Annotated in this window: 18 protein-coding genes; 9 read left to right on the forward strand and 9 right to left on the reverse strand. The window is 58.7% G+C overall.

Going from position 1 to position 20,337, the window contains the following annotated elements:
- The first annotated feature begins 37 nt into the window (after positions 1–37).
- Complete coding sequence (gene araD1, locus AC07U5_RS04610; RefSeq protein WP_494722402.1) at positions 38–1,033, forward strand: AraD1 family protein; 996 nt, start codon at positions 38–40, stop codon at positions 1,031–1,033.
- 225 nt (positions 1,034–1,258) lie between these two features.
- Here araD1 and AC07U5_RS04615 read toward each other — a convergent pair whose 3' ends face one another.
- A complete protein-coding gene (locus AC07U5_RS04615; protein ID WP_494722403.1) occupies positions 1,259–1,666 on the reverse strand; it encodes a VOC family protein in 408 nt (135 codons plus the stop codon).
- Between the two features lie 123 nt (positions 1,667–1,789).
- Entirely contained in the window at positions 1,790–3,331 is a 1,542-nt protein-coding gene (gene bchE, locus AC07U5_RS04620) for a magnesium-protoporphyrin IX monomethyl ester anaerobic oxidative cyclase (RefSeq protein WP_494722404.1), read from the reverse strand.
- Between the two features lie 310 nt (positions 3,332–3,641).
- Between bchE and AC07U5_RS04625 the strand changes: the two genes are divergently transcribed.
- Complete coding sequence (locus AC07U5_RS04625; RefSeq protein WP_113261618.1) at positions 3,642–5,078, forward strand: PAS domain-containing protein; 1,437 nt, start codon at positions 3,642–3,644, stop codon at positions 5,076–5,078.
- 1 nt (position 5,079) lies between these two features.
- On the opposite strand, the gene AC07U5_RS04630 is transcribed toward AC07U5_RS04625, so the two are convergent.
- Entirely contained in the window at positions 5,080–5,271 is a 192-nt protein-coding gene (locus AC07U5_RS04630; protein ID WP_494722405.1) for a hypothetical protein, read from the reverse strand.
- 64 nt (positions 5,272–5,335) lie between these two features.
- On the opposite strand from AC07U5_RS04630, the gene AC07U5_RS04635 reads away from it, so the two are divergent.
- Positions 5,336–5,920, forward strand: a complete 585-nt coding sequence (locus AC07U5_RS04635; protein WP_113261677.1) for a DUF1349 domain-containing protein — start codon at positions 5,336–5,338, stop codon at positions 5,918–5,920.
- A gap of 433 nt (positions 5,921–6,353) precedes the next feature.
- Here the strand turns inward: AC07U5_RS04635 and AC07U5_RS04640 are convergent, their stop codons facing one another.
- Positions 6,354–6,947 carry a class I SAM-dependent methyltransferase gene (locus tag AC07U5_RS04640; protein ID WP_443264971.1) on the reverse strand — a complete coding sequence of 198 codons (594 nt, stop codon included), beginning with the start codon at positions 6,945–6,947 and terminating at the stop codon, positions 6,354–6,356.
- Positions 6,948–7,177: 230 nt separating this feature from the next.
- Here AC07U5_RS04640 and AC07U5_RS04645 point away from each other — a divergent pair, with 230 nt between their 5' ends.
- Positions 7,178–8,047, forward strand: coding sequence for an MBL fold metallo-hydrolase (locus tag AC07U5_RS04645; RefSeq protein ID WP_494722406.1), 870 nt, complete (start codon positions 7,178–7,180; stop codon positions 8,045–8,047).
- A 150-nt stretch (positions 8,048–8,197) separates the two neighbouring features.
- Here the strand turns inward: AC07U5_RS04645 and AC07U5_RS04650 are convergent, their stop codons facing one another.
- The 3 genes from AC07U5_RS04650 to AC07U5_RS04660 are packed head-to-tail and all read right to left on the reverse strand — an operon-like array spanning position 8,198 to position 11,401.
- The gene (locus AC07U5_RS04650; RefSeq protein WP_494722407.1) at positions 8,198–9,019 is read right to left on the reverse strand and encodes a transglutaminase family protein; all 822 of its coding nucleotides are present in this window, start codon (positions 9,017–9,019) and stop codon (positions 8,198–8,200) included.
- Between the two features lie 27 nt (positions 9,020–9,046).
- On the reverse strand, positions 9,047–9,988 hold the full coding sequence (locus AC07U5_RS04655) for an alpha-E domain-containing protein (RefSeq protein ID WP_494722408.1): 942 nt from the start codon (positions 9,986–9,988) through the stop codon (positions 9,047–9,049).
- Positions 9,989–9,991: 3 nt separating this feature from the next.
- Positions 9,992–11,401, reverse strand: coding sequence for a circularly permuted type 2 ATP-grasp protein (locus AC07U5_RS04660; RefSeq protein WP_062426290.1), 1,410 nt, complete (start codon positions 11,399–11,401; stop codon positions 9,992–9,994).
- 436 nt (positions 11,402–11,837) lie between these two features.
- On the opposite strand from AC07U5_RS04660, the gene AC07U5_RS04665 reads away from it, so the two are divergent.
- From AC07U5_RS04665 to AC07U5_RS04675, 3 genes are all read left to right on the forward strand, one after another.
- Complete coding sequence (locus AC07U5_RS04665) at positions 11,838–12,458, forward strand: L,D-transpeptidase (protein ID WP_494722409.1); 621 nt, start codon at positions 11,838–11,840, stop codon at positions 12,456–12,458.
- Between the two features lie 110 nt (positions 12,459–12,568).
- Positions 12,569–13,366 carry a class II glutamine amidotransferase gene (locus AC07U5_RS04670; RefSeq protein ID WP_062426292.1) on the forward strand — a complete coding sequence of 266 codons (798 nt, stop codon included), beginning with the start codon at positions 12,569–12,571 and terminating at the stop codon, positions 13,364–13,366.
- 331 nt (positions 13,367–13,697) lie between these two features.
- Complete coding sequence (locus tag AC07U5_RS04675; protein WP_494722410.1) at positions 13,698–14,081, forward strand: DoxX family protein; 384 nt, start codon at positions 13,698–13,700, stop codon at positions 14,079–14,081.
- Between the two features lie 185 nt (positions 14,082–14,266).
- On the opposite strand, the gene AC07U5_RS04680 is transcribed toward AC07U5_RS04675, so the two are convergent.
- Entirely contained in the window at positions 14,267–16,240 is a 1,974-nt protein-coding gene (locus tag AC07U5_RS04680; RefSeq protein ID WP_494722411.1) for a response regulator, read from the reverse strand.
- Positions 16,241–16,660: 420 nt separating this feature from the next.
- Here AC07U5_RS04680 and AC07U5_RS04685 point away from each other — a divergent pair, with 420 nt between their 5' ends.
- Complete coding sequence (locus AC07U5_RS04685) at positions 16,661–18,211, forward strand: DEAD/DEAH box helicase (protein WP_062440091.1); 1,551 nt, start codon at positions 16,661–16,663, stop codon at positions 18,209–18,211.
- Between the two features lie 97 nt (positions 18,212–18,308).
- Here AC07U5_RS04685 and mnmC2 read toward each other — a convergent pair whose 3' ends face one another.
- A complete protein-coding gene (gene mnmC2 / locus AC07U5_RS04690) occupies positions 18,309–19,040 on the reverse strand; it encodes a tRNA (5-methylaminomethyl-2-thiouridine)(34)-methyltransferase MnmC2 (RefSeq protein ID WP_494722412.1) in 732 nt (243 codons plus the stop codon).
- Between mnmC2 and AC07U5_RS04695 the strand changes: the two genes are divergently transcribed.
- Complete coding sequence (locus tag AC07U5_RS04695; protein ID WP_494722413.1) at positions 19,039–20,232, forward strand: NAD(P)/FAD-dependent oxidoreductase; 1,194 nt, start codon at positions 19,039–19,041, stop codon at positions 20,230–20,232. The genes mnmC2 and AC07U5_RS04695 overlap by 2 nt on opposite strands.
- Positions 20,233–20,337 lie beyond the last annotated feature (105 nt).

The raw sequence follows: 20,337 nt of genomic DNA on the forward strand, positions 1-20,337 counted from the left end.
GGAGGGGGCGTTTGAGGACGCCCAGGAAGGAACAACTATGCTCATTTCTCAAATCAAGGACGCCAGCGGCAAGATCATCGTCGCCGCGCGTGAAGATGGCGGCGAGGCCCGCGCCGTCAACAATGCCGAGTCGGTTTATGCGCTGGCGATGGAAGCTGCCAATGGCGGCAAGTCTCTTGCCGATGTGATTGCTGCCTATGGTTATGGCGATGCGGTCGATCTGGAGAAGGCCTATTCCGAAGGTCGCTTCCTGCCGCCGATCACTCATACCGATCCTGCCCATCTGCATCTGACCGGTACGGGCCTGACGCATCTGGGCTCTGCCGCCACGCGCGACAGCATGCACAAGAAGACCAGCGAAGCCTCGGATGACACGCTGACGGATTCGATGAAGATGTTCAAGATGGGTCTGGAGAACGGCAAGCCGAAGGCTGGCGAAAAGGGCGTTCAGCCCGAATGGTTCTACAAGGGCAACGGTCATGTCTCGGCAGCCCCGGGCGCAGCACTCGTTTCTCCCTCTTTCGCGCTCGATGGTGGCGAAGAGCCGGAAATGGCCGGTATCTATGTGATTTCGGACAAGGGCGAGCCCGTGCGCATCGGCTTTGCCGTTTCCAACGAGTTCTCCGATCACGTGACGGAGCGGATCAACTACCTCTATCTGGCGCATTCCAAGCTGCGTCCAGCAAGCTTCGGCCCGGAAATTCGCGTCGGCGCACCGCCATCCGATATTCGCGGCACGTCCCGTATCCTGCGTGACGGCAAGGTGATTTTCGAAAAGCCTTTCGTTTCCGGTGAGGACAACATGTCCCACACCTTCGCGAACCTCGAATATCACCATTTCAAATACGGCCTGTTCCGCGTTCCGGGCGAAGTGCATGTGCACATGTTCGGCACGGCGACGCTGTCCTTTGCCGATGGCATCAAGACCGAAGCTGGCGACGTCTTCGAAATCGAGGCCGGCGGCTTTGGCCTGCCGCTTCGCAACCCGCTGAAGGTTGCCGAAGAAGAGACGATTACGGTTCGTCAAATCTAACGGGCAGGGCGGTTCTCCTCAAAGGACTGCCGCCCCACAGACATGATGAAGAGGGCTCGGCGCATGGCGTTCGAGCCCTTTTTTTCTGTCGCAAGGGAATCGCAGATCGAAACGCCGTCCGTCCCTTTGGATGCACTAAGGACGGGCCTTACTCTGCAAATCTACGCATCGTGCTTTTCCGAAAATCGATCTCGATTTTCGGGGCATCCCGTAAGGCGTCTTACTTCAACTTGCCCACAGACCCACTTCCCCGATCTCGACGGAGTTGCCGGCCGGATCGCGGACGTAAACGGAATAGGCGCCGTTGTCCCAACGGAAATAGAGGTCGATCGCTACACCCTTGGCGACGAAGTGATCGCGCCATGCATCGACCTCTGCCTTGTTTTCAGCCCTAAAACACACATGCCCCGCTCCTGTGGTGCCATGACGGGGAAGCGGATTGCCGCCTTGTGCGACGCGTGAGGTCTCCGGATTGAAGATCAGCAGCATCTGCTCGCCGCAGCGCAGGAAAACGAATTGGTTCTTGAAGGTTTTCACGATCTCCAGCCCGACGACATCGCGATAGAAGCGCTCCGCGGCATCAAGATCGGTCGCATATATCACGGTTTCCAAAATGGCTTTTGGTGCTCTCATCTGGCGGCTCTTCGTTTGAGGTCGGTGTTTGTGGAATGTTAGCCGCTCGAACGTAGACGGGCGATCACGAATTCATCAATCTGCCACGCCCGAACCGATTTCGCTCCCATATCAGCCCAATGCCTATCCCGTGTGTGCCGCGTTCTGCTTGACCTGTTTACGGCGCGGCGCCGGAAGCGTCATCGATTCCTCCTCGGCATCCTGCGGGTCTCCCCAGAATGCTTCCAGGCTTGGCCGTTGGGCCAAAAATCGATCTTGGACAATGAACTGGACGATTTCGCGCAGCCATACACGCCTGCCCATCTTGGTATACCAGCGCATCGAATGGCGCTGCTCCGGGTCGGGATGAAAAAGGATGCGTGCCAATGCGCGCGGTCGCGCCTGGACGGCCAACTCGATTGCTTTGACGCAGGCAAACAACAACCACGGCCGGAAGTGTGCCATGGCCAGGACCTGATGCTTATAGTCCCACTTGCGTATATCTGCCTGAATGACTTGCCTGTCCTTTGCGATCCGGAAGAACGGTGTCCAGCGATGCGGCGTAACGTAAAGCGCCTGTATCTGGTCAGGATCGTAGGACAGAAGTTGGCGGAAACCACGCCATAGGTCCTTTGGGCGATCCTCCTCGAAGCCAACAACCCAGGTCGCCATGGACAGTATGCCGTGCTGGCGCAAAAGCTGGATCGCTTGGCGATCCGAAGACGTGCCGCCACCTTTTCGGATCAACGCCAATGTGGCCTCATCCGTATTCTCCATGCCGATAAGCCAACGGATGACGCCCGCCTTGCGATAAAGATGTAAGATATCTGCATCACGCACGATGTCATCGGCACGCGTGGAGCCCACGATCAGGACGGGAACATTCTCCGCAATCATCGCTTCCAGAAACGCCTTCCACGCCTTTTTTGACGAGGTCGGGTTCTCATCGGCGAGATTGACCAATTCTATGCCATGGTCGCGATGAAGCCTTGCGATTTCACGTGCGAACAGCACCGGATCTCGGTGCCGCCAGCGGGCCCAGAAGCCGCGCTGACCACAATAGTTACAGAGATGCGGGCAGCCTCGCGAAAACTGCATGACCACGGCTCTTTTGCCGCCCCAGTAGCTGTAACGTGCATGATCGATCAGTTCCCAGCCCACCCTGCAGCTATCGAGGTCGGCAATTGCCTGAGCAGGGGCGGTCGCCTTTGCGCTGCCGTCCTCTCCACGATAGGCTATGCCATTCACCATCGAAAGAGGCCGTCCTGTCTCCAAAGCGTCGATCACGAGCGTTATCGTCGCCTCTCCTTCGCCGCGAACGATCAAGTCGAAGGCGTTTGTTTCGGTCAGTATCTCTCGCCAGTGGTAGGTCGGAAACACGCCCCCATAGATGACGAGTATCGTGTCATCCTGGGCCTTCACTGCCTGCGCGATGGCAAGCGCAGTCGGATGCGCCGAGGTTGAACCGGAATGCCCGATGAGCACAGCGTGGGGGGCGCCAAGCACGATCTGCGACACGATCGCCGCAATCGACATTGGCCCGAACTCCGCATCGATGAGCGATACGTCATGCCCGGCGTCGATCAATGGGCCGCCGAGGGAGAGGAGACCTAGAGGTGGCAGGTGATCGTCCGGAACCCGACTCCCGATCGCCGTATGCGGTGGATTGACGATACAAATCTTCACGCGTGCAGTTCTCCCTGAAAGCTCAGTCGGTCGCGGGCTGATCGAAAGATTGACGCATCAGCCGCGGCAATCGGCACTATGCCGAATTTGAGGTCGCATGCGTACAGGAAATCTGCATCCTATAGCCTCGCATTTCACTCCCGTTGGACGGGGATAGACCTTGGCGGGGAACCGGCCAAGGTCGTTTGCATGCGCTTTCGGGGGCCGTGTGGTGGCGCCGTGGACGCATCGCGCCGACAGCCAATGGTCCTTTTTGTCCCACATCCATTTTCCACAATACAAAAGAACAAAGGGAGTATATGGATTTCTCATGGACAATCCCGAGCACCTGTATACCGAACATGAAATCAGCGAGCTGGTATCTGGTGCCGGCCCGTTTGCGGCGGCGATGCGGGCATCGCGGATGCCGATGGTGATCACCGATCCGCGAAAGGCGGATAACCCGATCATCTTTGTCAATGATGCTTTTGCCAGGTTGACGGGCTACAGCCGTGAGGAAACGCTTGGCAAGAACTGCCGGTTTCTTCAGGGGCCGGGTACGAATGCCAACGACGTTCGTCGCCTTAAGCAGGCGATCGCGGAGCGCCGTTCCGTCGAACTGGACCTGCTGAACTACAAGCGGGATGGGTCGATCTTTTGGAACAGGCTGCTGATTTCGCCGGTCTTCGAGGGCGAGGAACTGGTGTATTTCTTTGCCACACAATACGACGTCACACGCGAGCGTGCGGTCAAGGCCATCGAGCATCAGGAAGACTACCAGCTCGAACTGGAGCAACGGATCGCCGATCTGATTGCCAGCGAAGAGCGTTTGAATTTCACGCTCAAGACAGGCAGTTTGGGAACCTGGGCGCTCGACGTTCTAGCGCAGAAGCTGTCTTGTTCTGCTCTTTGCAAGAAGAACTTTGGCCGCAGCCCGACGGACAGGTTCGATTACGAGGAACTCAAGGCGTCCATCCATCCGGGCGACTTCAACCGGTGGCAGGATGCGGTGATGTCTGCTCTTTCCACTGATGGCAATCTCCAGGTCGAGTATCGTGTCGTCCGGCCGGACGGGACTTTGAGCTGGGTAGAAGTTCGGGCAGAAACGAAGTTCAGCGCCGACGGGCAGCCGATCCTGATGAACGGCATCTCGATGGACATCACCGCGCGCAAGACAGTTGAGGCAGAGAAAGCCGTCATTGCGCAAGAGATGGGTCATCGGATCAAGAATATGATGGCGACCGTCCAGTCGATCGTGAACCAGTCGATGCGCGGCGATTTTGACGTGGCGACAATGCGCAATAACATCACCAGCCGCCTCGATGCGCTTGGCCGGTCTCACGATGTGCTGCGGTCTAGGGACTTTCTTTCGGCCAACATCAGGGCAGTCATCGAACGCGCCATCGAGCCTTTCGATGCCGGCGAGCGTTTTGTCATCTCCGGTCCCGACTTTCTCCTGTCACACCAGGGCAGCAACACGCTGGCGCTTTCGGTGCACGAGCTTGCGACGAATGCTGCCAAATACGGCGCATTGTCTAAAAGCGGCGGCGAGGTCCGGATCGAGTGGCGGATCGAGGGCGAAGACTTCTATTTCAGCTGGGCCGAGAGCGGTGGACCGCCCGTGGTGACACCCCAGAAATCGGGCTTCGGGACACGTCTGATCAGAATGCTGGGCCTCGGCCTGAGTGGCAAAGCCGCGATCGACTACAACGAAACAGGCGTCGTCTTCACGGCATCGACCAGTCTCGCGTCGCTTTCCGAGATCTGATTCACAGATCGAGGCCCAACCGGGCCAAAAGCCAATTGGTTCTGGCGAGGAAGCGTTGATCGATGCAATCGTCGCGCCGGGCATTCCATAGGCGATGGGCGTTGATCGGACACGCGACGTGGAACGCCGCATTGGGCGTGTTCAAAGTGTTGCCGGTCTTGACGGAAGTGTCGAAATCAGCCGATTTGGCCATTGGTGGTCGTGCGCATTTCGTGCGACGCACCGCATTCCCATTCTCAGATGCACGGAGCCTGCTTGTGACGATCGATTTTAGACGTGGACGATGGTTGAACGAGCCGGTCAACGCGCAGGTCACGGAACACAGCCTGACGATGACGACGGATGCGAAGACGGATTTTTGGCGCGAGACCCATTATGGCTTCACCCGTGATACAGGCCATTTTCTGGGCATACCGACAGCGGACGGGTTCACGGCGGAAATCCGCGTGCAAGGCGAGTTTCGCACCTTGTACGATCAGGCCGGTTTGATGGTGCGGATCGATAAGACCCGTTGGGTCAAGACGGGTGTCGAGTTTACAGACGGAGAGGCATTCCTGAGCACGGTTGTCACCGACGGACGATCGGACTGGTCCGTCTCGCAGCCTTTCAAGCAGCTTGACGATTTCTACATGCGCGTGACGCTGTCGAATGGAGCGATGCGGATACAGGCGTCGCGAGATCGGAGCTATTGGCCCCTTCTTCGGCTGGCGTCTTTTCCAATTGCGGAAACCTACGAGGTTGGTCCGACGGCCTGTACGCCGGAACGCAGCGGACTGAGCGTCCATTTCTCCGAGTTCACGATTGGTCCGGCGACCACAAAGGATCTCCACGATCTAAGCTGAAAACGAGAGGGCTGATGAAGGGCGATCACTCGCTGCCATTGCCACCGGTTCGAACGAGGACAATGGTGAGATAGTTCCGGAGTTCAAAATCGATCTCGATCTCTCTCCGGAGCATCGTCAATTACGGGTTTTTGAAATCCAGTGGCTGTCGTGGTTGTCATGTTGGGACGAACAGTCCCCAGGCATTTCTGCCTCGTCCAGTTGCTGTAGTAGATGTGAGAAAAGCTCGTCCGTCTGTACCGATCGTCTCGATGCAGAGCGTGATGCTTGCTTTATGGCGTCGTGGCTCAAAAACCTAGCCAAGCGATAGTCTTGTCCTGTCACTGATCTGTCCCTGTTGTTCCCCACCCGGCAAACAGTTCCGGGTGGATTAGGTTCCGCGGGTGTGCGGCATCCATCGTGAAAAACAGGGGTGCGCCCATTAATGAGACAGTTATGGTTTCACAGCCGTTACATGCAGCCAGTCGGTGGGCTTGTTATCGTAGCCGCTGCCTTTGGCTTCATCGATGGTGATCTGGTCCCATGAGAGTTGCTGGTAGACGTCCAGGAGCCAATCGGGAGAAGGATAATTATAGAAGCGATCGAGTTCGTCGCGGCCTTCGGCCGTGCCGGCCTTATAGCTGGCATAGAAGACGCCCTCGTCTTTCAAGGCGGCATGAATGCGGGCGATGATCGACGGCAGGGTGGCGCGGGGCACGTGCAGCAGGCAGGCATTGGCCCAGATGCCGTCATAGGCGTTTTGCTCGGCAATGTCTTCGAATAGCAAGGTGCTGGTTGCGACGCCCAGACGTTCTGCTGCCGCACGCGCCATTTCGGGCGTGCCGTCGGTGGGATGGACGTCGAAGCCGAGGGCAAGCATGGCTTCGCTATCCTGGCCTGCGCCACAGCCGAGTTCGAGAATGCGGCCGCCGGGCGGAAGCGCTGCGAGAAAGGCCTTGAGGCGAGGGGAGGCGTCTACGCCTCGCGTGGTGTAGGCGGCAACTTCTCGGGCGTAGAAGCCGATCGTATGATCATCGCGGGCAGTCATGGATGCTCTCTCTCCTCAGTCACATTTCATTGAGGTAAAGCGCTTAGCAGTTTTGCGCGATCGTCTCCACCTCCGCCAGTTTAGTTTAATGCGCTTCTAGGCTTGATGCGGGGCCGTTAGTGCGCTGGCCACCACAAGTGTTTCTGAGCTTGACGATGTCAGAGCGGCACCACCATGATTGGGAGGACCCGCGGGACGGATCCGTTCGTTTGCGTCAGAAAGGTGTGATGATGACGGTTGATGTGAGTCTGACATCGTACCCGGGTCTCGATGATCGCATTACGGTTGTTCGGGCGGGTGATGAGGTCGATGCTGTGTTCGTCAGCACCGAGCGTTTCAATGTGCTGGTCGATACGCTGGGGACGCCGGCCCTGTGCCGGCGTGCGCTGGAGCTGCTTGCTGACCGCATGCGGGATCGACCGCTCATCGTCGTCAACTCGCATATGGACTGGGACCATTTCTGGGGCAATCGTGCCATCAGCGACGCGCCGATCATCGCCCATCAATCCGCGATCGATCGCTTGCGCGATCCGTCTGCGCTTCAAACGCTTGAGCAGAAGAGAAAGACCGAGCCCCGCTTTCACGAGGTCGAGCTTGTTTCACCGACATTGACCTTCAGCGGGGAGAGCATGACGCTGCATGGCGGCGATCTCAGCCTGCATCTTTTGCACACGCCTGGACACACGCCAGATCATCTTGCCGTTTGGATCCCCGAGATCGAGACGTGCCTGGCGGTGGATGCGGTCGAGCATCCCATTCCGGAAGTTTGGAGCAGCGCGCCTGACGATCTGCGCAGTCTCTGCTCCTCGTTGAACCGCATTCGCAGCCTGAAGCCGAAGCAGCTTGTTCTTGCGCATGGACAGACGAGTGACCCCGCCGTCTTGGATCGCAACATCGCCTATTTTGAAAACATTCAAGAGGCCGTGGCGCTCGTCCCTGCATCTGCCCTGATGAGCGCGGCTCTGGACCAACGCGAGAGAATGAGACTGGAAGACTTCGTCGATATTCCAGCGGGCATGTCTTTCGAGGCCCGGGAGTTTTACGAACGCTGCCACCGCTCCAACCTTGCGGCTACCGTTGCGGCGCGGGGAGCGTCTTGATCTGTCAGCTGGACGATGAAGCCGAGTATAGCGTGGTGAAAGATCCTGGAGACGCCTGTCGCGATTGATCGCAGAGTCCATTCAAACCGGCATGGACTTCGGTTCTACAGCATCGGCCCGAAAATCGGACTCGATTGTCGGAACGGCGCTTCAACTCTGCGACTGGCTTTGGCTCTGGGACTCATGCACGGTGACGGAGACGCTCAGGCTTTCGCCGGAAACGCCAACGCGCATGCCGGAGACGGGTGCGCAGTCGCGGTAGGATAGGCCCGTGGCGATGCGGACATAGCGCTCATCCGGGCAGATCTTGTTGGCCGCATCGAAGCCGACCCAGCCCAGGCCAGGAAGATGGGCTTCACCCCAGGCGTGGGTTGCCACCTGTTCTTCGACGCCTTCCATCATCAGGTAGCCTGAGACGTAGCGGGCAGGATGGCCGAGCAGGCGGGAGGCAGCAATGAAGATATGGGCATGGTCCTGGCAGACACCCTTGCCAGCTTCCAGCGCCTGTTCCGCCGTGGTTTCGGTGCCGGTGCTGCCGGTCTGGTATTCGACCTCCAGGTGGATCAGGGCCATCAGTTCGTGAAGGCGTTCCAGTTCGGTGCTGCCTGAACTCTGTCGAGCCATCTCGCGTATCAGTTTGCCGGGCTTGGTCAGCGGCGTATCGCGCATGAAGAGCCAAAGCGGCGCGTTGCCGATATGGGCGCCGAAGACGCCTGCCTTGTCCTTCGTTTCCACTTCACCGCTTGCCGTAACCTTCACGGCGCGGCTGGGACCTTCGCTTTCCACAAGCTCGATGCGGTTGCCGAAATGGTCGTCGTAGCGCACTTCCACTGTCGCGCCCTCGACGGAAACGTCCCAGTTCAGCACGGTTTGCATCGGGCCGCTGAGCGGTGTCAGGCGCAGGCGCTGAAGCGAGTATGGCACCAGCTCTTCGTACAGATATTCGGTCGTGTGATTGATCTTCAGACGCATTCGCCCCGTATCCCCGTCTTGTACCGCTTACTGATAGAAGCGGTAACCTTCCGTGATTTCCTGACCCAGCTGGCCGTTCCTGTTGATGAAGGCTTCCAGGAACTCGTGCAGGCCCCGATCCATCACGCGGTCGATGGTGGTTTCCTTCAGTGTCGACAAAATGGCGTCCGACGTTTCGTGTGCCTCGTGCCGCTCGCCATAATCCTTGGCGAGATAGCCGAGGTTGCTGACGATCTTCTCATAGCAATAGGCGAGCGAACGCGGCATGCGGGCGTTGAGAATGAGGAAGTCAGCAATGTTGGCGGGTTTGTATTCCGCGTCGTAGACCCAGCCATAGGAGCGGTGGGCCGACACTGAGCGCAGGATCGATTCCCATTGTGCATTGTCGAGCGAGGAGCCGACCTGCGCTGCCGCAGGCAGAAGCACGTAATATTTGACATCGAGAATGCGCGCGGTGTTGTCCGCCCGTTCGATGAAGGTGCCGATGCGCGAGAAATTGTAGAGATCGTTGCGCAGCATCGAACCGTGGAAGGCGCCGCGCACCAGGCCTGCCCGATGCTTGATGACATCGATGACATGCGGCATTTCCGCCGGTTTCAAGCGGCGTCCGAGCAGGCTCTTCAACTCGATCCAGAATTCGTTGGTCGCTTCCCAGGTCTCGCGCGTCAGTGCGGTGCGCACCATGCGGGCGTTGTTGCGGCCGGAGTCGATGCAGGACATCACGCTCGACGGGTTGCTCTTGTCGCGCAGGAGATAGTCGATCGCATCTGCCGACGTGACCTTTTCGTTGTCTTTGAGAAAGGCTTCGCGAACGCCCGCACTTTGCAGCACGCCGTCCCAATCCTCATCCGCGCTGCCGCTTCGCGTCAGCGAGACACGCAGGCCCGCATCGACGAGGCGCGCGATGTTTTCGGCGCGCTCGATATAGCGGAACATCCAATAGAGCCCGTTTGCAGTTCTTCCCAACATGGCTCAGTCCTCCAGTACCCAGGTGTCTTTGGTGCCGCCACCCTGGCTGGAATTGACGACGAGCGAGCCCTGCTTGAGGGCCACGCGGGTCAAGCCGCCTGGAATGATTTTGACCTTGTCGGACACAAGCACATAGGGACGAAGATCGACATGGCGTGGCGCGATGCCGTTCTTCACCATGATCGGGACAGTCGAGAGCGAAAGCGTCGGCTGGGCAATGTAATTGTTCGGACGCGCTCGCAGCTTCTCGGCAAACAAGGCGCGTTCCTTCTTTGAGGCGGTTGGGCCGACCAGCATGCCGTAACCGCCGGAGCCATGCACTTCCTTGACGACAAGATCGGCGAGATTGTCGAGCACGTATTTCAGGCTGTCCGGTTCCGAACAGCGCCATGTCGGCACGTTTTCCAGAAGCGGCTTGCGGCCGGTGTAGAACTCGACGATTTCCGGCATGTAGGAATAGATCGCCTTGTCATCGGAAATGCCGGTGCCGGGCGCATTGGCGATGGTGATGTTGCCCGCGCGGTAGACATCCATGATGCCGGGAATGCCAAGCGCCGAATCCGGGCGGAAGGTGAGGGGATCGAGGAAATCGTCGTCGACCCGCCGATAGAGCACGTCGATGGCTTCATAGCCCTGCGTGGTGCGCATCTTCACCTTGCCATCCATGACGCGCAGGTCCGAGCCTTCCACCAGCTCCACGCCCATCATGTCGGCCAGGAAGGAATGCTCGTAATAGGCGGAGTTGTGGATGCCGGGGGTCAACACCGCCACGCGTGGCTTGCCCTTGCAGCCGGGGGGCGCGAGCGACGCCAGCGACTGGCGCAGTTGATAGGGATAGTCCTCGACGCGCTGAACCCGGTTCTCATGGAAGAGTTCTGGGAACATCTGCATCATGGTTTCGCGGTTTTCCAGCATGTAGCTGACACCCGACGGCGTTCTGGCATTGTCTTCCAGCACGTAGAACTGGTCCTCGCCGGTGCGCACGATGTCGGTACCGACAATATGGGTGTAGACGCCGCCCGGCGGGCGGAAGCCGATCATCTGCGGCAGGAAGGCTTCGTTCTTCTCGATCAGCTCGCGGGGAATACGACCTGCCTTGATGATTTCCTGCTTGTGGTAGATGTCGTCCAGAAAGGCGTTGAGCGCGATGACGCGCTGTTCGATGCCCTGGGCAAGCTTGCGCCACTCCTTGCCGGAAATGATGCGCGGAATGATGTCAAAGGGGATGAGCTTTTCGGCGCTGTCGGCGTGGCCATAGACGGCAAAGGTAATGCCGGTTCTGCGGAAGATGTTTTCCGCGTCCTTGGATTTCTGGATCAGATGCGACCGGTCCTGTCGGCTATACCAGTCGTTGTAGTTTGCGTATGGGCTTCGCGGCGTGGTGTCCGCATTTATCATTTCATCAAATGCCAACTTTCAGATCCCCTTTTTGTACATTTGAATACAAGGTTGGAAGCAATGCAAGCCGCATGAGTGGTCGGCGATCCAGATTTTTTGGGCCGCCTCGGTCCCTCAAAGCGACTGAAAATAAAGCAATCTTTCCCTCTCAGCATCAAAATGCGGCAGCGCGTGGAAAGTTCATTCCGTGTTGGTAGAATTGCGGAGGTTTTTACGCCCGATGCAAAGGCTCAATGCCTATAAATTGAGCGCATTTTTATCGTGCGTCCTTCCCCCAGAATTGAGTGCCGGAGGAGAAGATGCGGTGCGGCCAGGGCAGAATAAGAATGGACTCGGCAGAGTGACGTAGTGTCCACTGGTCCTTAACCTCCGGCCAAGGATATTAGATATTTGTTAACCATAAAAATATACCTCTGGTTAAATCGAAAGATTCGTGACGGCAGGGGGTAATATGTCGATTTCGCGTCGTGGTTTCCTGTTCGGGTTGCCACTTTTCCTGGCAGGCTGTGCAAGTATCAATCCCGCGGGCCAGCGGCAGAACTATGCGGCTCTGCCGAATGAGCAGTTTCCCATGGCAGCCATGCCGCTTGAGAAGATCAAGCCGGAATTGCGCCGCCAGGAAGTGGCCTATGAAACCACCTATCCGGCCGGAACCGTGGTCGTCGACACGCCGGCGCGCCGCCTCTATTTCGTTCTCGGCGATGGCCGCGCCGTTCGCTACGGTGTGGGTGTCGGTCGACAGGGCCTGGCGCTGAAGGGCAATGCCTATGTGGGTCGCAAGGCCGAGTGGCCAAGCTGGACGCCGACCCCGAACATGATCCGCCGCGAGCCGGAACGGAACCTGAAATATGCCGGCGGCATGCCAGGCGGCCTTAACAACCCGTTGGGTGCGCGTGCGCTTTATCTTTATCGCAACGGCAATGACACGATGTTCCGCCTGCATGGCACCAACCAGCCGCAGTCGATCGGACACGCCATGTCGAGTGGTTGTATCCGTATGCTCAACCACGATATCATCGACCTTTACGAGCGCGTCCCGGTCGGCGCCCGCGTGGTCGTGATCCAGGCCTGAAGCATCTCATTAACGCCCTGATCGGGCGTTAGAGCGGCCTTGTTGAACAATGAGGCCGCCCCAATGGCCCGATCGGTGGGGCGCTTTCAACCTGATATGAAGGTATGCGCATGTGCCGTTTTCTTGCCTATTCCGGCTCACCTGTCTGGCTCGACACTCTGCTGATCGAGCCGGAGAGTTCGCTGATCAGCCAGTCGCTTGCCGCAAGGGAAGCCAAGACGGTGGTGAACGGCGATGGGTGCGGGATTGGCTGGTATGGCGAAAGACCCGAGCCGGGGATCTATCGCGGCATCCTGCCCGCATGGTCTGACAGGAACCTCACCTCGCTGTGTCATCAAATCCGCGCCGGCATGTTTCTGGCGCATGTGCGCTCCGCCACCACCGGCGGCGTTTCCATGGCCAACTGCCATCCCTTCGGTTTTGGGCGACACCTTTTCATGCATAACGGCCAGATCGGCGGCTATGAGAAGGTGAAGCGCGCCATCGAGGCGCATATTTCCGATGATGTTTACTGCTCGCGGTCCGGCAATGGCGATAGCGAGGCGATGTTCCTGATTGCCGCTGGCCTCGGTCTCGATAAGGACCCGGTCGATGCGCTTTCGCGCACCATCGAAATCTGCATGGATGTGGTGCTCGATGCAGGCGTAGACCAACCCATCCGTTTCAGCGCCATCCACGCCGATGGCGATACGCTGCACGCCTTTCGCTGGTCGAGCGACGCCCGCCCGCCGACCCTTTACTGGCGCAATATGGGGGAGGGCATCGCCATCGCCTCCGAACCCTTCGGCACGGGCGGCGAGATGTGGGAAATCATCCCTGCCAATACGGTGGCGACCGTGACCAAGGGCAAGATCGAGTTCAAGCCCTTCACGCCTTACTATCGCGATGCAGTTCTGATGACCGCCTGAGTGCGGTGTGCCGTCAACCGAAACCTAAAATATGTGGATTAATTTCTGGCGCCAATAGATGCTGCCGGTTGAATTCCGCTAGGCGAGGCGGGAAACGGGGCATTTTTTCAACTCAACGGAGAGTTGCGCCTGTGGCTGATAGATCCCCTTCTTTTTGATAGCGGAAATGTGATTATCGAGCGCTCGATTTCGCGCCTATCGACGAAGCGTCACCTCAAGCAAATGCGATGACCGTATTTCCATCGTATGAGCTTCAACCCTTTGTTTTTATGCATTTCTAGACACGAAGCTAAGCACCGCCGCTGGAAATGCGCCAATCAGGAACGCTTGAATGTCGGTATTTGAAAAATTGTCCCGTTATCAGCCTTACGCCCTTGCAGCACTGCGTATCATTGCCGCACTTCTCTTCATCGAACACGGCACGCAGAAGCTGTTCGGTTTTCCGCCAGCGCAGATGGAAGGCTCGCTCCCGCCGCTTCTTCTTGCGGCCGCTCTGCTCGAACTCGTCGGCGGCATTCTCATCCTCGTCGGCTTCTTCACCCGCCCGGCCGCCTTCATTCTGTCCGGCCAGATGGCGTTCGCCTATTTCATGGCACATGCGCCGAAAAGCTTCTTCCCCGCTATCAATGGCGGTGATGCTGCGATCCTATTCTGCTTCGTCTTCCTGTTCCTGGTGACCGCAGGTCCGGGCGCGTTCGCAGTCGACAAGCGCTAAGATGCCCTTGTTCGCCGCCATCCCTGGGCTCGACCCAAGGATGGCGGAGAGCGGGCTATCGGGGTTCAACCGCAACTCCCATCGGAGGCGCTTAAAGTCGGTGCCTTCTCAATTTTCGGAAAGCGCGATGCGTCGATTCAAAAAGGTAGAGCATCCTTCGTGGGTCCAATAGGACGCACGGCGCTTTAAAACGCTTCCAGCGCGCCCTTCGGTAGCCACTGGCTGATCTTGGCGCGTAGCAGTTCGGGGCTGATGGGTTTTGAGACATAGTCGTCCATGCCGGACGCCAAGCATAATTCGCTGTCCAGATCCAAAGCGTGCGCCGTGACACCGATGATCGGCACGCGGCCGAGGCGGCCGTCTTCGTCGTCCTCCATCCGGCGGATGGATTGGGTTGCGTGGTAGCCGCTCATGACCGGCATCGACACGTCCATCAAGATGAGCGCCGGGCTGTCATTGCGCCAGGCTTCCACGGCCTTCTTGCCATTGGCGACGATGCGGAAGCTGAGTCCCGTTTGCTGCAGGATCTGGCTGAAGACGATCTGGTTGACATCATTGTCTTCAGCCACCAGCACATCGATGCCGGAGCCGTTCTTGCGGGGCGGCTGCGGCAGGTGAAACGGCTGATCATCCTCGACAGGTGCGGTAATCGAAGGCGAGGGGATGTCTGTCAGAACAGGAGCGGGAATGAGCGCTTCCAGAGTTTCACGAAGCTTTCGCCCGCGCACCGGCTTGGCAAGGTAGGCGTGAGCGTTCTCGCAAGCGTCCCTCTCTCCAAGCGCGGTCAGCAGGATCACGGGGATGTCCTGCGTGCCGGGATGACGGCGGAGGTACGCGACCACGTCATTGGCACGCATATCGGGCATGGCCTCATCGACAAGGAGAGCTGCGGGGCGCAGACCGAGCGCTATGGCTTCCTCCAGAACGGCAAGCCCGGTCGTACCGTCTTCGGCGGCATAGGCGTCCAGCTTCCAGTCGCTGAGGTGTCTTGTCAGAATATCGCGGCTCATCGCATTGCCGTCGATCACCAGGATGCTTGCGTGGGCAGGCCATAGAGGTGTGACGGGTTGTGCCGAAATCACGCAAACCGGCAGTGTTACGGTAAAGACCGATCCACTGTTCTCTTCGCTTTTCGCCTCGATCCTGCCATCGAACAGAGACACGATCCTGAGGGTTTCAGCGAGCCCGGTTGCGGCTGGTACAGAACGACTGTTTTGACCAAGGATGGAGGCAAGTTGCTCCTGCGACATGCCGATGCCGGTATCTTCGACGATCAGCCGAAGTGAGACGCCGTCCGCAACGTTCTCAGCCTTCAGCCTGACAATGACGTGACCGGACCGGGTGAAGCGGATGGCGTTGCTGACGAGGTGGGTGACGATCTGACGTAAGCGCGCTGCGTCCGCTTCGATCGTGATCTCTGCCGATGCATCGATGTCGGTAAAGACAGTCAGCCCCTTCTCTTCCGCATGAAAGGCGAGCAGCGACGCAATCTCTTCCATCAGATCGGCGGGATCGAAGAGGCTTGTCTGCAAGGATGCCGAGGTGTCAGTCGCAGACGCGCTCAGCACAGCGTCCAGGCTTCGCAGCAACGCGTTGCCGGATTGGACGATTGTGTCCGCATAGATCCTTTGTCGGGTGTCGAGGTCGGTTCGGGCCAGCGCGTCTGCCATGCGAAGGATGCCGGTGAGCGGCGTCTTGATCTCGGAGAGCCAACGGGCGTCATTGCTGCGATGCCGACCATCTTCTTCTGCCCCCTGAGCGTCATTTTCCATGACACTGACCGGGTTTGGCCGTGGCGTGCTGTCGAAGTCCGGCATCTTTTCGAAGACTTCGTAGAGAAAGATCTGCCCGGCCTCGTCGATGAAGCGCTCGCATCGCAGGGTCTGCGCCTCAGGCAAGATCCCCCGGCAGGTGGCGACCTCGTCGGTGGCGAAGACGAGACAGCGGCGTTCCTTGTCCTCCCGCTCCACATCGTCCGCGGTGTTGAAGATGAGGCGGCTGGTTTGCCCGGCAAAGTCTTGTTGGTTCTTTCCGGCAAAACGGGCATAGGCTTGGTTGACGCAGATATAGCGCAACTCGCTGTTCTTCACGCAAGCCGGCAGGTGCAGGGACGAAACGCCCTGGCAAGCCTTTTCCAACAAGCTGCCCTCGATACTCAAGCCGTACTCCGCACCATCAATGGAATCAAAATATCTTTAATCTGATCGCAAGCTAGGAGAGGTGCGCATGAAAAACCATGGGCGACCAAGGCTTTTCACGCTTTTTTAACCATAAGCATCAGGTTGTGAGGGTGGTGCCTGCGAAAGAATTGCTTGACTTTTTTCGGCAAAACGACCACATGCCTGTCAAGCTTTCACCTTCCACAGCCGCGTGAGCTGTAGCGTCCACTTGAAAATTATACGCACGCATGAAGGAAAAGCGCAGGCAATACAGAATACGGCGACCCTTCGCCGGTGCTAAGCGCAGAAAGTCATTTCAACCACCAAGTTCCCAATTCACGCGGGGTTCTTGACGCCAAGACAACCGGACAGCATGGGCTGAACCGGCTGAAGCGTTTTGGCGCCCCGAAAGGTATTCTATTGACCAGTTTTAACGAACTCGGCCTCTCCGAAAAGCTCGTGGCTGCGGTCACCGCTCTCGGTTACACGACACCAACACCTATTCAGGCGAAAGCCATTCCCTTCCTCATGGAAGGTCGCGACGTCATTGGTCTGGCTCAGACCGGCACCGGCAAGACCGCTGCATTCGGCCTGCCGATGATCGAAATGCTGATGAAGCATGCAGAACGTCCTGCAAACCGCACCACCCGCTCCCTGATCCTTGCGCCGACACGCGAACTGGTCAACCAGATCGGTGAAAGCCTGCGCGCCTTCGTGAAGAAGACGCCGCTTCGCATCAACCAGGTTGTCGGCGGCGCATCGATCAACAAGCAGCAGCTGCAGCTGGAAAAGGGTACCGATATTCTGGTCGCCACGCCTGGCCGCCTGCTCGACCTGATCGCGCGCAACGCGATTTCGCTGTCCAAGGTCACGCATCTCGTTCTCGACGAAGCCGACCAGATGCTGGATCTCGGCTTCATTCACGATCTGCGCAAGATTTCCAAGATGGTGCCTGCCAAGCGGCAGACGCTTCTCTTTTCGGCGACCATGCCGAAGACGATTGCCGATCTTGCCGGTAGCTATCTGACTGATCCGGTCAAGGTGGAAGTCACACCTCCGGGCAAGGCTGCCGACAAGGTTGAGCAGTATGTTCACTTCGTCGCCGGCAAGAACGACAAGACGGACCTTCTGAAGAAGTCTTTGTCGGAAAACCCCGATGGCCGCGCCATCGTCTTCCTTCGTACCAAGCATGGTGCCGAAAAGCTCTACAAGCATCTTGAGCATATCGGCTTCAAGGTCGCGTCGATCCATGGCAACAAGAGCCAGGGCCAGCGCGAGCGCGCGTTGAAGGGCTTCAAGGATGGTGAAGTCAAGGTGCTGGTGGCGACGGACGTTGCTGCACGTGGCATCGACATTCCTGCCGTAACGCATGTCTTCAACTACGATCTGCCCGAAGTAGCAGATGCCTATGTGCACCGTATCGGCCGTACGGCCCGTGCCGGTCGCGATGGTATTGCGATTGCATTCTGCGCACCGGACGAAACCCGCCTGCTGCACGACATCGAAAAGCTGATGAAGATCGAAATTCCGGTCCTCTCTGGCGAGCGTCCAGAAGGTCTTGCCAGCCCGACCCGTGGCAGCGGCAACCGTGGCGGCCGTGGAAACGGCGCCGGCAATGGCGGTCGTCGTCAGGGTGGCGAGCGCGGCGAGCGTGCACATGGCGATCGTCCGGCCCGTGCTCATCGTGAGGGCGGTCACCGTGAAGGTGGTCATCGCGACGGTGGACGTCGCAATGGCGATTTCCGTGGACAGCGTGCGGGCGAGTTCGCTCCCGTCGAGCGCGACAACGATCTGGAAGTCACGTCCGACTTCAAGCGTACCAAGGTTGAAGGTGCCGAAGGCGCCAAGGCCGCTGGTCCGCGCAAGCATCGTGGCGGCCAGGGCCGTCCGGCCCGCAAGGCTGGCTCCTTTGCCGCTGCCGGTCAGGCTCGTCCTGCCGGGAACGCCGGTCGCGGTCGCAAGCGCGGCTGATCTGATCTGATGAATTCGAAAACGCCCGGACGATGATCCGGGCGTTTTTGTTTTGGGTATCTTGTCGATGGGACGGTGAGGCTACTCGGCCGATCTGCTATCGCAGCTGCTTGGTGCCGCAGAGCATTTCCCGCTTGCCGGCAAAGCCCTTTCGGCGCTCGACTGCAAAGCCTGCGGACTGCAAGTTCCGGCGAACAAATCCAGCGGCGGCATAGGTCGCAAAGGTTCCGCGCTCTTGCGTCTTGTCGTAGATCGCGCTCATGATCTCTACCGACCACATGTCCGGATTGCGCGACGGCGCAAAGCCATCGAGGTACCAGGCGTCGAAGACGAGGTCGCTTTGCTTGATACCCTGTAACGCCTCGCCGCAGACGACGGTGAGCTTCGTCTGCTCATCCAGTTGCAGCTCGACAATACCGTGGGGCTCTTCCGGCCAAAGCGAAACGAGGGCCTGACGTTCGGCATTCACCTCGGGCCAGCGCGACAGCGCCCGGTCGATCTCTGCGGCGCGCATTGGGTAAAGCTCGAAGGAGACGAAGTGCAATGTCTGGCCAGGCTTGCGCGCAAGCTTCCACTGCCGCCATGTCTCGGTGAGATTGAGCGCAGTGCCGAAGCCGAGTTCTCCGATCACGAAGGTCTCTTTCGGGTGATCTTCCCAGCGATCCGGCAGTCCGTTACCGTTGAGAGAGACATGCTCGCATTCCAGCCGCCCCTCGGTCTGGCAATAAAAATGATCGCCAAAGGCCAGGGAATAGGGCATATCGCCCTCTCGCCAATCCAGCATGTTGTTGCCGGTGCTGTCCGGTCTTGCATCTTCGGGATGTGTCATGGTCCAAGCCGATAGTCTTCCCGATCACCAAGGTCAATCGCCATTACCCTCCAGTGCCGCGCTGCTGATTGTCGGCGGCGGCATCATGGGCCTGTGGGCGGCGCTGAAGGCGGACCGTCTGGGGATCGATACGGTGCTGGTCGATGCCGGCCAAACGGGAAGCGGCGCAAGCGGTGGCCTGCTCGGCGCCCTGATGCCGCATATGCCGGATCGCTGGAACGACAAGAAGCAGTTTCAGTTCGATGCGCTTCTGACGCTTGAAGACGAGATTGCGCAGCTGGAAGCCGAAACCGGCATGTCGGCCGGTTACCGGCGATGCGGGCGCATCATCCCGCTGCCGAAGCCGCATCTGCGGCCCATCGCCGAACGCCACCGCCAGGAGGCGCTGACCAATTGGGATCAGCAGGGGCAGCGTTTTCACTGGCATGTGCTGGACGCGCCGCCGGTGGAAAACTGGGTTGATGCATCCGCGGGGCAGGCGGGCTTTGTGCATGATACCTTTGCCGCCAAGGTCTCGCCGCGGGCTTTGGTTGCAGCACTCACAGCGCGTCTCAAAGCTTCGCGGCATGTGCGTGTCGTGGAGGGCCAAAAGGTCGTGTCGCTGGGCAAAGAGCGTCTTGCGCATTTCGACGATGGCGCGCGACTGTCATTTTCCCATGCCATTGTCTCGGCGGGGCATACCTCCTTTCCGCTCTTGACGCAGGCATTTGCTCTTCCCGCTGAGCCAGCACTGGGGCAGGCGGTGAAGGGCCAGGCCGCCCTGTTGCGGGCGACGATCGATCCGGCCATGCCGGTGGTCTTCCTCAACGGGCTTTACATCGTGCCGCATGAGGACGGAACGGTTGCGATCGGCAGCACCAGCGAGGAAGATTTTGCCGATGCCTTCAGCACCGATGCGAAGCTGGACGCTTTGATGGATGCGGCAAGGGAGATTGTGCCGGCGCTTTCTACGGCTGAGGTGATCGAGCGTTGGGCCGGTCTTCGTCCAAAAGCAATTGGTCGTGATCCGATGGTGGGCGCGCATCCCGATCATCCTCAGATCGTGGCCCTGACAGGCGGCTTCAAGGTGAGCTTCGGTCTGGCGCATCGTCTTGCGAATGCTGCGCTTTGCGCCGTTCAGGGCCAGGATATGGATGTGCCCTCAAGCTTCCGCACCGAAACGCACCTGGCTCTCGCTCACGGAAATCTTTGATTCGTCTTCGTTTTGCGTCGTCAATCTGTCACGCAAATCACCTATCTGCTGTCGCCATGCACATACAGACGTAAATCCCAATTGAGCGGGGCGAGGTGACGACGC

This window comes from Agrobacterium sp. GW821-FHT02D03 (genome assembly GCF_059421725.1).